The sequence below is a fragment of the Actinotalea solisilvae genome (assembly GCF_016464425.1).
GTDB lineage: Bacteria > Actinomycetota > Actinomycetes > Actinomycetales > Cellulomonadaceae > Actinotalea > Actinotalea solisilvae.
This window is the reverse complement of the sequence record NZ_JADDKQ010000016.1, coordinates 46,720-61,503: the sequence shown is the minus strand read 5'-3', so window position 1 is coordinate 61,503 and position 14,784 is coordinate 46,720. Positions and strand designations below refer to the sequence as shown.

At 76.0% G+C, this 14,784-nt stretch carries 9 protein-coding genes; 2 read left to right on the top strand and 7 right to left on the bottom strand.

Annotation, left to right across the window (positions count from 1 at the left end):
* Positions 1–31: 31 nt before the first annotated feature.
* From JIG38_RS13455 to JIG38_RS13425, 7 genes are all read right to left on the bottom strand, one after another.
* Positions 32–850 carry a LamG-like jellyroll fold domain-containing protein gene (locus JIG38_RS13455; protein WP_199424330.1) on the bottom strand — a complete coding sequence of 273 codons (819 nt, stop codon included), beginning with the start codon at positions 848–850 and terminating at the stop codon, positions 32–34.
* Positions 831–1,472, bottom strand: coding sequence for a signal peptidase I (locus JIG38_RS13450; protein WP_199424329.1), 642 nt, complete (start codon positions 1,470–1,472; stop codon positions 831–833). The genes JIG38_RS13455 and JIG38_RS13450 overlap by 20 nt, the downstream gene beginning before the upstream one ends.
* A gap of 13 nt (positions 1,473–1,485) precedes the next feature.
* Positions 1,486–2,133, bottom strand: coding sequence for a M73 family metallopeptidase (locus JIG38_RS13445; RefSeq protein ID WP_199424328.1), 648 nt, complete (start codon positions 2,131–2,133; stop codon positions 1,486–1,488).
* Between the two features lie 49 nt (positions 2,134–2,182).
* A complete protein-coding gene (locus JIG38_RS13440; RefSeq protein WP_233404986.1) occupies positions 2,183–4,189 on the bottom strand; it encodes a putative bifunctional diguanylate cyclase/phosphodiesterase in 2,007 nt (668 codons plus the stop codon).
* Positions 4,190–4,415: 226 nt separating this feature from the next.
* Positions 4,416–7,775 carry an EAL domain-containing protein gene (locus JIG38_RS13435; RefSeq protein WP_199424327.1) on the bottom strand — a complete coding sequence of 1,120 codons (3,360 nt, stop codon included), beginning with the start codon at positions 7,773–7,775 and terminating at the stop codon, positions 4,416–4,418.
* A gap of 112 nt (positions 7,776–7,887) precedes the next feature.
* Entirely contained in the window at positions 7,888–8,862 is a 975-nt protein-coding gene (locus JIG38_RS13430; RefSeq protein ID WP_199424326.1) for an epimerase, read from the bottom strand.
* A 56-nt stretch (positions 8,863–8,918) separates the two neighbouring features.
* The gene (locus JIG38_RS13425; protein WP_199424325.1) at positions 8,919–12,245 is read right to left on the bottom strand and encodes an EAL domain-containing protein; all 3,327 of its coding nucleotides are present in this window, start codon (positions 12,243–12,245) and stop codon (positions 8,919–8,921) included.
* A gap of 267 nt (positions 12,246–12,512) precedes the next feature.
* On the opposite strand from JIG38_RS13425, the gene JIG38_RS13420 reads away from it, so the two are divergent.
* Positions 12,513–14,093, top strand: coding sequence for a DEAD/DEAH box helicase (locus JIG38_RS13420; protein ID WP_372419896.1), 1,581 nt, complete (start codon positions 12,513–12,515; stop codon positions 14,091–14,093).
* A 109-nt stretch (positions 14,094–14,202) separates the two neighbouring features.
* Complete coding sequence (locus JIG38_RS13415; RefSeq protein ID WP_307844922.1) at positions 14,203–14,718, top strand: 1-acyl-sn-glycerol-3-phosphate acyltransferase; 516 nt, start codon at positions 14,203–14,205, stop codon at positions 14,716–14,718.
* Positions 14,719–14,784 lie beyond the last annotated feature (66 nt).

Here is a 14,784-nt window from a genome sequence, read left to right as displayed (position 1 = left end):
AGACGGCCGGCCCCGCGCACGGCGCGCGCGCTCACCAGCGCGCGGCGGCGGCCAGCCCGGCCAGCGCGGGGCCCGCGAGGGCGTCGTCGAGCACCAGCAGGTCGTCGACGACGACGTCGGCCGCGGTGCCCGCCGCCGCGCCGAGGGTGAGCGCGACGGGCGCGGTGGGATCGGCCTCGGCCGGGCCGCTCGCGACGTCGACGCCGTCGACCGCGAGCCGGACGCCGCCCGCGCCGACCACGAGGGCCAGGAGGTGGGCACCCTCGCCGAGCGACGGCGCGACGAGCACGTGCGGCCCGCCCGCGGCGGCGTACCGCACCTCGAGCCCGCCGCCCGGCACGACGACGACGCGCACGTCCCGCCCAGCGCCCGCGAGCTCGAGCAGCGACCCCTCGGCCGACGCCGCGTCGGTGCGGCCGGTCCACACCGTGACGGTGAGGTCCGCCGGCGATGCGAGCGGCAGCGGGTCCGCGGTGAGCCCGGCGTCGGCCGGGGCGAGGTCGCGCGCACCCCCGGCGCCGCAGCCGAGGAGCGAGGCGGCGGCGGTGTCGTACGGCCGCAGGTCGGCCGGGTCGAGCCGCCACCGCAGCACCGGGGCCGCGGCCGCGGCCGCGTCCTCCCACCTCGCCGGGTCGCACGGCGCGACGGCCACGCTCGCGGCGACGTCGTGCGCCGCGGTGAGCAGCGCGGCCGTCGTGCCGGGGGAGGGCAGGGCGCCGCCCGACGTCGCGCCGATCGCCGCGGCCGCGACGAGCACGAGCGCGCCACGCGCGCGCCGAGGTGCGGCCGGGGGGAGGGCCCGGGCGCCGGCGCGGTCCGCCAGGTCCGCGTCACTCGAGGAGGTACGCATCGAGCACCTCCTCCCGGCCGGGTCGGGGCGCCGGGCGGTGGCGCCGCTCGGCGACGGTCGCGACGAGCTCGAGCGCGGCGAGCGCGAGGAGCGGCGGGACGAGGAGCGTCCACCGGCCCGTGGGCGAGTGCGCCCACCCGAGCACCTCGCCCCAGCCCGGGTGCACCTCGAGCACGACGCCCCGCACGCGCGACAGGGGCGTCGCGTCCGGGTCCGGCGTCTCGTTCGCGTCGCCCTGGGTCACGATGTACGGCCGTTCGAGCGGCGCGCCCGTCGCCTCGTCGAGGCGCGGGACCATCTCGCCGGTCGCGGGGTCGGGGACGAGGACGGGCAGGCTGCGCAGGTCGACGATGCGGTGCGTGACGAGGCGGTCCCCGCCGGGCGGCCAGAACGTCGCCACCTGGCCGACGCGCAGCTCGCTCGGGTCCTCGATCGCCTGGATGACGACGGCGTCGCCCGCCTGGAACGCGGGCGCCATCGAGCCGGACGTGACGAGCAGCAGGCGCTGGTCGCGCAGCTGGAACCAGAGCGGCGCGAGCGTGCTCACGGCGAACGCGCCCACGCACGCGACGACGACGGTCCACGCGAGGGTGCGTGACGCCGTCGCCGCGACGGCGGTCATCGTGGGCTCCGCATCAGGGGTTGTTGACGGTCTGCTCGGCGTCGAAGCGGAGCACGAGCGCGGCGCCCGCGCCCTGGAACGTGTTGTCGGTCGCGAGCGGCACGTGGACGGTGACGCAGAGGTCCTCGGCCGCACCGGTCGGGAGGAACCGGTCGCCGCCGCGTGTGGGCTGCTGGCCCGTGGCCGGGTCGCCGACGAGCGGCGTCAGCGCGGTCGGCAGGCCCGTGACCGCGACGACCGGCGTGAGGGCCGCGACCGCGGGTGCGGTGCACGTGCTCGTCGCGTAGACCGCGAGCTCGAGCTCGCCCGCGAGGTCGACGGCGACGTCGTCGTTGGTGGCCTGGAGGGAGACCGCGTAGCGCTGGGCCAGGCTGCCGGCGTTCTGGACCGTCACGAGGCCGTACGTCGTGTCGCCCGGCGCCATGCCCGCGGCGCCGAGCGTCACCGTGGGCGACATCGTCGGGGCGATCTGGACGGTCCCGGTCGTCAGCTCGGCAGCCCCGAGCGTCTCGGTGTCGGTGAAGAGGGCGCCGGTCGTCAGCGACGTGACGCCGGCCGCCGCGAGGGCGACGGTGACGGCGGTCGCGGCGAGGCGCCGGCGGCGCGCGGCGTCCACGCGGTCGCGCGGCGGTGTGATCATCTCGCGGATGAGGTCGTCCATGGTGGTCCTCCGGGGGTGAGGGACTCGCTGCGGATGGGGTGCGGGTGGGTCAGGGCAGGGCGGGCACGCGCACGCGCCGCCCTGCGAGGTCGCCCGGGGGGACGGCCGGCGAGAACCAGAAGCCCTGGGCCTGGTCGACGTCGAGCGAGCGGAGGCACGCGGCGGTCTCGGGGTCCTCGACGCCCTCCGCGACCACCTGCATGCCGAAGGAGTGGGCGAGGTCGACCATCGCCTTGATGACGGTCCGGCTGCGCGCCGCGGTGGACTCGTCGCGCAGGTCCTCGATGAAGAGCCGGTCGATCTTGAGGACGTCGACCGGGAGGTCGCGCAGCTGCGCGAACGACGTGCTGCCGATGCCGAAGTCGTCGATGGCGACGCGCACGCCCGCCGCGGACAGCCGCCGCAGCACGGGCACGACCCGCGCCGGGTCGGCGACCACGGCGGTCTCGGTGATCTCGGCCTCGAGCCAGCGCGTCTCGACGCCGTGCTCGTCGAGCAGGCGCGTGATCGTGTCGACCACGTCGGCCTGCGCGACGGTGTGCGCGGAGAGGTTCACGGCCACGGGCAGACGCTGCTCGGGCGACCACCGCGCGATCTGCGCGACGACCGTGCGCAGCGCGAACCACGTGAGCTCGTCGATGAGGCCGGACTGCTCCGCGAGCGGGATGAACACCGACGGCTCCACCTCGCCGCGCGTGGGGTGGCGCCAGCGCATGAGCGCCTCGAGCCCCACGGTCCGGCCGTGCTCGAGGTCGATCTTCGGCTGGTAGTGCATGGTCAGCTCGTCCGTGCGCGTGAGCGCGCGGTGCAGCTCGGCCTGGAGCACGAGGCGGGCGGGGCTCGAGTCGTCGTCGGCCGCGTCGTAGACCGCGACGCCGAGCCGGTGCTGCTTGGCGGTGTACATCGCGACGTCCGCGCGTCGCATGAGGCTCCCCGCGTCGTCGGCGTGGTCCGGCAGGACGGCGACGCCGATCGACGTGGCGACGTGCACGCTCATGCCGCCCAGCACGAACGGGTCGGTGAACACCGCGCGGGCGCGGTGCGCCAGCGCCTCGGCATCGGCGACCGAGGTGACGCCGGGGAGCAGCACCGCGAACTCGTCGCCGCCGAGCCGTGCGACGAGGTCGCGGCCGCGGAAGGCCTCCATGAGGCGCGTGGCGACCTGGACCAGCAGCTCGTCGCCGCGGTCGTGGCCGAGCGAGTCGTTGATGTCCTTGAAGCGGTCGACGTCGAGCAGCAGGATCCCGATGCCCGTGCCGCCGTGGGGCGAGCGGGCCGCACCGGCGACGGCGCGGTCGAGGCGGTCGAGGAGCATGCGCCGGTTGGGCAGGCCGGTGAGCGCGTCCAGCAGCGCGAGGCGGGCGTTGTCCATGGCGCTGCGCTGGAGCCGCTCGGACGCGCTGTGCACCGAGCGGAAGAGCACGAGCCAGAGCAGGAGCAGGCCGAGCGCGGCGACGGCCGTGAGGGTCGTCGTGGCGCGGTCCCGGTCGGCCGCCGTCGTCGCCTGGTCGAGCATCACCTCGGCAGCCCCGACGACGCGGCCGGCGACCACGACCGGGACGTAGACGTCGAGCACCTCCAGACGGGCGCCCAGGGTGCCGGTCCCGCCCGGCAGGCCGTCGACGTGGGTCCGCACCCGCGGCGCCGCCTCGCCCCGCAGCGTGGCGGCGTCGAGCCGCTCGACGTCCGGGAAGGCCGCGGGTGCGCCCTCGACCACCGCCGAGTCGTAGACCACCGAGCCGTCGGGGGTCCACAGGCGCAGCCCGACGAGACGCTCGTCGAGCCCCACGAGGCGCGCGTCGAGCGTGGCCGTCTGGCCCGCGGTGAGGACGCCGCCCGCGAGCGCGCCGCCCGGGAGCTCGGAGGTGGCGAGGCGCGTGACGGCCTCGGCGGTGGCCACGCCCTCCCGGACCGCCTGCTGGTGCAGGACGTGCGACGTCGTCGCGACGAGCGCGGCCCCGACCAGCGCCATGCCGAGCAGGCTCGTGAGGCCGAACCGGCGCGTGAGCGACAGCCGGGTCGGCCCTGCCGGCCGGTGCGCGAGTCGTCTGGTCATGGGTCACCGAGGACGTCGGGGCGTGCCGCCGGCTCGGGGGAAGCCGGCGGCCGCCGTCTGCGGTCCCCTCGGGGGAAGGGGGTGGCCCGACGCTAGGCCGCCCCCGGACCAGGGACCTAGGTCCGTTCGGGGGGCACCGGGCAGATTCACCCTGATGCGCCGCGGTGTCGCATTTCCGCAGGTCGGAAGGCCCCGGTATGTCCGTTTCGGTGCGGGAGGGGCGGCGTCAGCCGACCCCGACGGCCTGGCCGTGGACCCGGCTCCCGAGCATCGCGCCCGCCTCGTCGCCCGGCAGCGCGCGTGCGTAGAGCCAGCCCTGCGCCTGGACGCAGCCCATGGTGCGCAGGCGCTCCTCCTGCTCGGGCGTCTCGACCCCCTCGGCGACGACCTCCATGCCGAGCGTCCGTCCCATCGCGACGATGATCCGCACGAGCTCGCTCGTCTGGTGGTCGGTCGCGAGCTGCGCGACGAACGACTGGTCGATCTTCAGCGCGTCCACCGGGAACGCGCGCAGCGCGTTGAGCGAGGAGTGCCCGGTCCCGAAGTCGTCGATGTGCAGCCGGACGCCGGCCGCGTGGAGGTCGGCCATGATCTGCCGGGCCGCCTCGGGGTCGGACATGATGACCGACTCGGTGATCTCGAGCACGAGGCACGACGGCGGGACGCGGTGCCGCGTGAGCGCCTGCGTCACGGTCGCGAGCAGCTGCTCGGACCAGAACTCCCGGTGGGACAGGTTGACCGAGACGGAGACCGGGCCGTCGTAGGTGCGCCGCCACGCCGCGACCTGCGCCGCGACCTCGTCGACGATCCACTGGCCGAGCGTGACGATCGTGCCGCTCTCGGCCATGACGGGCAGGAAGTCGCCGGGCAGCATGATGCCGCGCGTCGGGTGCTCCCAGCGGACCAGCGCCTCGAACTGCGTGAGCGAGGACCCGTCGAGCGCGACCACCGGCTGGTAGTGCACGACGAACTGGTGCTCGAGCAGGGCCGTGCGCAGCTCGGTCTGGGCGAGCAGCCGGCCCGTCGCGCGCGAGTGCATCTCGGGGTCGAAGACGCTCGCGGTGCCGCGTTCGGCCTCCTTGGCGTGGTACATCGCGATGTCGGCGTCGCGCAGCACGTCCTCGGCGTCGTGGTAGCCCGTGTCCGACGTCGCGATGCCGACGCTCGCGGTGACCGCGACCTCGTGCCCGGCGAGCACGACGGGCGCCGCGATGCGCCCCTGGATGCGCTCGACGATCGAGAGCACCGCCTCGTGCCTGAGGTCGTAGAGGAGGACCGCGAACTCGTCGCCGCCGAACCGCGCGGCGGTGTCGACCGAGCGCAGGTCGTCGCGCAGGCGCTGACCGATGGTCGCGAGGAGCTCGTCCCCGACGAGGTGGCCGAGGGAGTCGTTGACGAGCTTGAAGCCGTCCAGGTCGAGGAACACGACGGCGAAGCGCGCGCCCCGTCCCCGCTGCGACTGCTCGACGGCCCACGAGAGCCGGTCGAGGAACAGGCGGCGGTTGGGCAGGCCGGTGACCGTGTCGAACATCGCCGCCTGGCGCAGCTGGTCCTCGAGCTCCTTGCGCGGGTGGATGTCGGCGAGCGAGCCGACGACGCGGCGCGCGGGCGTGCCGGGCTCGCCCTCGGGCACGGCCCGGCACAGCAGCCAGCGGTGCGTCCCGTCGCGCAGGACGACCCGGTGCTCGACCTCGATCGCCTGCCCGTCGACGGCGGCGCGCCGCAGCTCGCTGCGCACGGCCGCGAGGTCGTCGTGGTGCACGGCGCCGAGCCACGGGAGCAGCTCGGGCGCGTCGCCGCGGCGCTCGCGGCGCGGGCGCAGGTCCGTCGCGCGACCCTGGGTGGTGCCGAGCATGTCCTGGCAGCGCTCGGAGTAGAAGCACTCGCCGCCCGCGACGTCCCAGTCCCACAGGCCGTCGTGCGTCGCGGCGGCCGCGAGCGAGTACCGCTCCTCGCTGCGGCGCACGGTCTCGACGAGCGCCTCCTGCTGGAGCGCCACGCCGAGCAGCGCCGCCCAGTGGTTGTAGGTCGCGCGTCCCGTGCCCGCCGTGGTGTCCACCTCGCCGACGACGCACAGGAAGCCGTGGTCGCCGCTCGTGCCGCGGACCGGGACGACGAAGGTCACTTCGTCCGCGTGGGCGTCGGCCTGCGCCATGACCTCGCGCGGCGGGAGCTGCTCGACCGGCAGGTGCGCGGGCAGCGCGGCGGGCAGGAGCCCGTGCGGGTCGTAGACGCCCGCCGTCCGCAGCCGGCCTGCGGACGGCGGTCCGTCCCACAGCGCGAGGTACCCCAGGCGCACGGAGACCTGGCGCAGCCACGCGAGGTCGCTCGGGTCCGCGCCGATGTGGCCGAGGAGCCCCATGCCGACGTCGTACTGCTCGGCGAGCGAGTGGGCGAGCTTGGACGACTTCTCCTGGCCCGAGACGGCCTGCAGGCGCAGGAGCGCGACGCTCACCCGCACGACCGCGCGGCTCACGAGGTCGCGGCCCCCGGCGTCGTCGGGCGCGAGGCCGCGGGTGATCGCGTCGAGCCGGCCGACGACGCTCTCGGTGAAGGCCTCGATCGTCTCGGGCGAGGGGGCGGTCGGGAAGAGCGACCGCACGAGCCCGACGACGAGCGCGTCGAGCTCGTCGAGGCACCCGCTCCCGCCACCCGTGCGCCGGCCGAGCAGGTCGGCGATCGCGTCCGCGACCGTGGCGCCCGCGAGCGTGCCGCGGTCCGAGCCACCGACGACGTTGGCGCCGCAGCCGCACGAGCGGCGCGCGAGGAACGTCGACGGCACGCGGTGGTGCACGTGCTCGACGGGCTCGCCCGCGAGCTCGGCCAGGAGCAGCCGCGCGGCGCGCGCCCCGAGCTCGGCGATCTGCTGGTTGACGGTCGCGAGCGCGGGGGAGGAGTGCCAGCCGGCCTCGACGTCGTCGAAGCCCACGACGGCGACGTCCTCGGGCACGCGGAGGCCGCGGGCCTGGAGGCCCTCGATGAGGCCGAGCGCCGTGCGGTCGGTCGACACGACGACCGCGGTCACGCCGTCCGGGCCGCCGACGCGTGCGGCGAGCGCCTCGGCGGCGGCGAGGCCGCCCGTCTCGACGTGGTCGGCGGCGGGCAGGAAGAGGTCGTCGCCCGCGGGCAGCCCGTGCGCGGCGAGCCCGGCCCGGTAGGCCTCGAAGCGCTCGAGCATGTCCGTCTGCGCGAGGTTGCCGACGAACGCCACGTGCCGGTGGCCGTGCTCGACGAGGTGCGTCACCGCGGTCCGCACGCCCGTGACGTTGTCGGCGACGACGTGCGCGGCGTCGACGTCGAGGTCGTTGCTCACGACGACGACGGGCGTGCCGGTCGCGCGCACGCGCTGGAGGTAGCCGGCGTCGGTGGCCTGCGCGACGGTGACGAGACCGTCGAGGTGCTCCCAGCCCACGGGGGCGGCGACGTCCGGGGCGGGCACGAGCTCGTCGCCCGAGTGGCCGGCGTCAAGGGTCTGGACGAGGGCGACCCGGCCACCCGCCGCGGCGACCTCGCGGACCACGCCGGCGAGCACCTCGCCGAAGTAGAACCCGCCCGTGACGGGGGACAGCACACCGATGTGGAACATGTGGTCCTCTGGACGCTCCCGGTCGCGGTTCGGCGCGCACGGTGGTGCGCGGCCCTGGACTCCTATCGGCACGTCTCGCCCGGAGCGCGAGGGCGGGCGCGGAAGACCTTCGTCAGACGCGCGCGACGCGGCGCCGCTGCGCGGCGAGGTCGGCGGCCGCGTCGTGCCACGTGGGGTGGCGGAACGCGAACCCGGCGTCGAGGAGGCGCCGTGGCACGACGCGCCTGCTCTTGAGCAGCAGCTCGGTGTCGGTGCGCAGCACGAGGGCACCCACCTCCGCCATGAGGCGGGTGGCCGGCAGGCCGGGGCGGCCGCCCCACGCCGTGCGGAGCGAGCGCATGAGCTCGCGCTGCTCGACCGGCTCGGGCGCCGCGAGGATCACCGGGCCGTCGAGGTCCTCGCGCTCGAGCAGCAGCGCGACGGCGCGCGCGAAGTCCTCGCCGTGGATCCAGGACACGTGCTGGCGCCCGCCGTCGACCGGACCGCCGAGGCCGAGGCGCGCCATCCACGAGAGGTAGTCGAAGACGCCGCCGCGGTCCGGCGTCATGACCATGGCCGTGCGGAGCGCGACCCGGCGCGTCCCCGGGACGTCGGCCTCCGCCTGCGCCTCCTCCCAGCGCCGCGCGATCCGCACGCTGTACTCCCAGTACAGCGGCACGTCCGGCTCGTCGCCGCCGAGCACGCCGGTCGCCTCGTCGTGCGGCAGGCCGTCCCCGCGGCTGCGCGCGTCCGCGTAGATCGTGGCGGTGCTCATCTGGAGCCAGACCCGCGGGGGCGCGTCCGCGCGCTCGATCGCCTGCCCGACGACGCGCGTCGAGTCGACGCGCGACGACATCATCTGGCGCAGGTTCGCGTCGGTGTAGCGGCAGCTCACCGAGCGCCCGGCGAGGTTGACCACGGCGTCCGCCCCGTCGACCTCGTCGGCCCACGCGCCGAGCGTCCGGCCGTCCCAGACCGCGTGGCGCACGCCGTCCTCGAGGCGCTCGGGCCGGCGGCTCAGCACCGTGACCTCGTGGCCGTCGGCGACGAGCGCGCGCCGCAGCAGGCCTCCGACCTGGCCGGTCCCGCCCGGGACGACGATCTTCATCCCGCGAGCGTAGGCGCCCGTCCGGCGGGGCGAGGCGCGCGGCAGCCGCGGTCGGGTCAGGGCGTGAGCGCCCCGACGAGGGCCCGGCCGAGCAGGGCGCCCGCCTCGTCGCCCGGCAGCGCCTTGGCGTAGAGCCAGCCCTGCGCGTTGGCGCAGCCCATCTCGCGCAGCCGCTGCGCCTGGTCCGACGTCTCGACGCACTCGGCGACGACGTCCATGCCGAGCACCGCGCCGATCTCCACGATGATCCTGACCAGCTCGGTCGTCTGGCGCACGTCGCCGAGCTCGCGGATGAAGGACCCGTCGATCTTCAGCGCGTCGACCGGGAAGCTGCGCAGCGCGTGGAGCGAGGACTGGCCCGTGCCGAAGTCGTCGATGTGCAGCCGGACGCCGAGCGCGTGCAGCTCGGTCATGAGGCCGCGGGCGACGTCCGGGTCGTCCATGATCACGGACTCCGTGATCTCCAGGACCAGGCGCTCGGGCGCGACACCGTGCCGCGCGAGCGCCGACCGGACGGAGTGCACGAGCCCCCGCGACCAGAACTCCTGGTGCGACAGGTTCACCGAGACGGTCGCGGGCGTCCGGTGCTCGTCCTCCCACGCCGCGACCTGCCGGCAGACCTCGTCGAGCACCCACTGCCCGAGCGCGACCACCGACGCGTTGTCCTCCATCGCGGGCAGGAACGCGCCGGGCAGCAGCAGGCCCCGCGTGGGGTGCTGCCAGCGCACGAGCGCCTCGAAGTGCGCCAGGCCGGCGCCGTCGAGCGCGACGATCGGCTGGTAGTGCACGACGAACTGCCCGTCCGCGAGCGCGCTGCGCAGCTCGGCGCGCGCCCGCAGCCGGCCCGACGCGCGCGCGTGCATCTCGGGGTCGAAGACCGACGCGCTGCCGCGCTCGGCCGCCTTGGCGTCGTACATCGCGATGTCGGCGTCGCGCAGGACGTCCTCGGGGTCGGCGTAGCCCGTCTCGGACGTCGCGATGCCGACGCTCGCCGTGACGCTCACCTCGTGCCCCGCGAGCACCACCGGCTGGGCGATGCGCTCCTGGATGCGGCGCGCGATGACGAGCACCTCGTCCGGGACGGGGTCGGAGAGCAGCACGGCGAACTCGTCGCCGCCGAAGCGCGCGGCGATGTCGACCGAGCGCAGCACGCCGCGCAGCCGGTCGGCGACGACGACGAGCAGCTCGTCGCCGACGAGGTGGCCGAGCGAGTCGTTGACGAGCTTGAAGCCGTCGAGGTCGAGGAACACCACGGCGAACCGCGCCTCGCGGCGGCGCTCGCGCTGCTGGACCGCGTGCGTCAGCCGGTCGAGGAAGAGCCGGCGGTTGGGCAGGCCCGTGACCTCGTCGTAGAGCGCGCCGTGGCGCAAGCGCTCCTCGAGCGCCCGGCGCTGGCTGATGTCGGAGAGCGAGCCGACCAGGCGCACGGCCTCGCCGTCCGGGCCCGCGACCGCGAGGCACCGGCTGAGCAGCCAGCGGGTGCCCTCCGAGCACGCGCGCACGCGGAACTCGACCTCGACCGCGACCCCGGTCGTCCGGCGCGCCTCGACCATCGCCGCGACGACCCGCTCGAGGTCGTCGTCGTGCACGAGGGTCCTCCAGGTCCGCAGGTCCGGGCGGTCGTCCTCGGCGAGGCACAGCAGGTCGCGGCACCGGTCGGACAGGTACTCGCGGCCCGTGCGCAGGTCGACGTCCCACAGGCCGTCGTGCGCCGCCTCGGCGACGAGCGCGTAGCGCTCCTCGCTCGCGTGGACCGCGGCCTGGAGCGCCTGCTGCTCGAGCGCGGCCGCGAGCAGGGAGGCCCAGTGGTGGTAGGTCTCGCGCGCCGACGTCATCTCGATCTCGGCGACGAGCGCGAGCAGGCCCCAGTCGCGCTCGCGCGTGCGCACGGGCAGGACGAAGCAGAGCTGGCGCGCCTCGGGCAGCGCGCTGAGGACGAGGTCGCGGGGCGGGAACTCCTCGACGCGCGTGGCGTCGCCGACCCGCGCGGCGAGCCGCTCGTCCGGGTCGTACACGCCCGCGACGGTGAGGCCGCCGTCGGGCGTGCGGGTCGCGAGGAGCGCGCTGCGCACGTGCGTGCCCGCGAGCCAGCGCAGCGACCGGGGGTCGCCGGCGACCGTGTCCAGGAGGCCGACGTCGACCCCGAACTGCTCGTCGAGCATGAGCTCGACGGCGGCCGACTGGCGCAGGAAGGCCGCGGCCTGCACGTCGCGCAGGCCCGCGAGGAGCAGGGCCGACCGCTCCGCCGACGACGTCGCGCGGACGTGCTCGTCGAGCGCTCGGGTCACGGTCCGCAGGACGTCGGCGCGCGGCGCCTGGCGGCGCAGGCGCGTCGCGAGCTGCTCGACGTCGGCCGGGCTCGCGGCGGTCCCGGCCGCGACGAGGTCGTCGACGAGGGTGACGATCTCCTCGACCGTCACCGCGAGGTCGGCGTCGTGCGCCCCGCCCCGGGCGAGGGCGCGGTGCACGCGGTTCTCCGCGATGGCACGGACGGTGGACCGGCGCCGGGCCGCCACGGGCGCGTCGCCCGCCGTGCCGCACCCGCACGACGACCGGACGACGAGCGTCGCGGGCGCGGCGTGCGGCGTCGCGGGGACGTCCTTGCCCGCGACGCGCGCGAGCACGAGCCGCGCGGCGAGCGCGCCGACCTCGTCGAACGGTTGGTCCACGGTGGTCAGCGCCGGGCTCGTGAAGCTCGCGTTCTCGATGTTGTCGAAGCCCACGACGGCGATGTCGCCGGGCACGTCGACGCCCGCGCTGCGCAGCACGTCGAGCACGCCCGTGGCGTTGCGGTCCGTCGCGACCATGAGCGCGGTCGGTCGGGACTCCGCGCGCAGGAGCTCGCCGGCGGCGGCGTGGCCGCCCGACTCGCCGTTGTCCGGCGCGTCGAAGAGGTCGGCGGTGACGGCGCGCAGGCCGTGCGCCTCGAGGGTCGCGAGGTAGGCGTCGTACCGGTCGCGGATGTCGCGCTGCGCCAGGTTGCCGACGAACCCGATGCGCGTGTGCCCGTGCGCGACGAGGTGCTCGACGGCGGCCGCCGTGCCCCCGCGGTTGTCGGGGAGCGCCGCGGGCGCGACGAGGTCGTCGTGGACGTTGCTCGCCATGACCACGGGCCGGCCGGTGCCCTGGAGCGCCGTGAGGTAGTCGCTGCGCGCCGCCGACGTGATCGAGACGGCGCCGTCGACCTCGTCCCACGCGACGCGGGTGGTGAACTCGGGCGCCTCGCCGATCTCGTCGCTGCGCATGCCCGGCTCGAGCGTCTGCACCACGACGGCCCGCCCGCCCGCGGCCGCGAGCTCGCGCGCGATGCCGCTGAGCAGGGAGCCGAAGTAGTAGCCACCGGTGCTCGGGGACAGCACCAGCAGCGTGGGCAGGTGGGTCACGGCGACGTCGCCTTCCGGGCCGGGGGACCGGGCAGGACGCCCGGTACGACGACCCCATCGGCAGGGCCGCGCCGGTCTTGAGCGGTCCAGGCCGGCGCGGGCGCCGCCCGCCCGTCGGGCGGTGCCGGGTCGATCCGTGAGACACTTGATGTCGAGACGTGCGCACCGTGCGCACCTCCGTCGTGGAGCACCGGTGGGACCTGCCCTCTGCAGGAGCCCAGCACAGCCGCCGCGAGCCCCGACCACCACCGCCGGAAAGGCGACCTCATCGTGCCCAGCTTCACCTCCCTCGGCGTGCCCGAGGCCCTGTCCCGCTCGCTCGCCGAGCGCGGCATCACCGACCCGTTCCCCATCCAGGTCGCGACCCTGCCCGACACCCTGGCCGGCAAGGACGTCCTCGGACGCGGCCGCACCGGCTCCGGCAAGACGCTCGCGTTCAGCCTCCCGATGGTCGCCCGGCTCACCGGCGGACGCCGCGTGGCGCGCCGTCCGCGCGGCCTGGTCCTCGCGCCGACGCGCGAGCTCGCGACGCAGATCGCCGCGACCCTCGAGCCGCTCGCCGACGCGGCCGGCCTGCGCGTCACCACGATCTTCGGCGGCGTGAGCCAGCACCGTCAGGAGGTCGCGCTCGCGGCCGGCGTCGACATCGTCGTCGCGTGCCCCGGCCGCCTCGAGGACCTCATGGGCCAGAAGGTGCTCACGCTCGACGCCGTCGAGATCACCGTGCTCGACGAGGCCGACCACATGGCCGACCTGGGCTTCCTGCCCGGCGTCAAGCGCATCCTCACGGCGACGCCCTCGAACGGTCAGCGCCTGCTGTTCTCGGCGACGCTGGACAACGGCGTCGACCAGCTCGTCAAGCGGTTCCTGGACCGCCCGACGTCGCACTCGGTGGACAGCGCGCAGTCGCCCGTCGCGGCGATGACGCACCACCTCTTCACGGTGGGCGACGCCGAGACCAAGCGTGCCGTCGTCCAGCACCTGGCGTCCGGCATGGGCCGGCGCCTGCTCTTCACGCGGACCAAGCACCAGGCGAAGAAGCTCGCCAAGCAGCTCACGGCCGCGGGCATCCCCGCCGTCGACCTGCACGGCAACCTCAGCCAGAACGCGCGCGAGCGCAACCTCGAGGCGTTCTCGACGGGCGGCGTGCGCGTGCTCGTCGCGACCGACATCGCGGCGCGCGGCATCCATGTCGACGAGGTCGAGCTCGTGGTCCACGTCGACCCGCCGGCCGAGCACAAGGCGTACCTCCACCGCTCGGGCCGCACGGCCCGGGCCGGGTCGGGCGGCGACGTCGTCACGCTCGTCCTGCCGGAGGAGACCGGTGACGTCCGGACGCTCACGCGCCTCGCGAAGATCGACGCGCGTCCCCAGCCCGTGCGCCCGGGCGCGCCCGCGCTCGAGGCGCTGGTCGGCGAGGTCGCGCCGCTCGTGACGCCCGCGCCGCCGGTCCTCGAGCAGGCCCGTACCGGTGCCCCGCGCCGGGGCGGCAGCGGCCGCTCGGCCCGCTCGGGCGGCAGTGCCGGCACGACGTCGGCTCCGGCTGGGTCCGGCTCGACGCGCGGTCGCCGTCGTGGCGGCGGTGGCGGCGAGCGTGGTGCGGCCGAGACGCACGTCGGCTCGGCGCCCGCGGCGCAGGCCGGTGCGGGCGGGTCGCGTCCCGCGCGCAGCGCCGGCGGCGCGCGCTCGGGCCGTGCGGGCGGCTCCGGCCGCGCCGCGTCCTCGCAGGGCCGTGCGCCCGGCTCGCAGTTCCGGGTCGCACCGTCGGGCTCCGGCTCGTCCGGCGGCTCGGGCCGCAGCGGCGCCGTCGAGATGTCGATGGGCGGTGGCCGGCGCCGTGGGCGCTGAGCCCCATCCTGAGCAGGACGCCACCCCGGCGGGCCCCCGGCCCGCCGGGGTGCGGCGTCGTCTGGCTGCGCTGGTCCTCCGGCTCGCGGGGTGGCGTGCGGTCGGCGTCGTGCCGCGCACCGGGGTGTTCATCGGCGCCCCGCACACGTCCAACTGGGACTTCGTCCTCACCGTGCTCGTGCTCTGGAACGCGGGCGTCTCGCCCCGCGTGCTGGTCAAGCGCGAGCTGTTCTGGTGGCCGCTCGGCCCGCTGCTCCGCGCGCTCGGCGCACTCGAGACCGACCGGGGCGCGGGCGGCCTCGTCGAGCGGCTCACCGCCGACGCCCAGGCCGACCGCGCGTTCGCCGTGGTCATCGCGCCGGACGGCACGCGCCGCCCGACCGACCACTGGAAGTCGGGCTTCTACCGGATCGCGACCGCGACCGGCCTCGCCGTGACGCTCGGCTTCATCGACGGCCCGACGCGCACCACCGGCGTCGGCCCGACGATCCGCCTCACGGGCGACGTGCGCGCGGACATGGACGTCATCCGCGCGTTCTACGCCGACAAGCGGGGCGTCCGCCCGGGCCGCGGCTCGACCCCGTACCTCCGCGAGGAGGGCCCCCGCCCCGCCCCCACCCCCTGACACGAGCGGAGCGTCGTGGGTCCGACACGCTGGCGTGTCGGGCACGACGCTCCGCTCTGTGGGGTC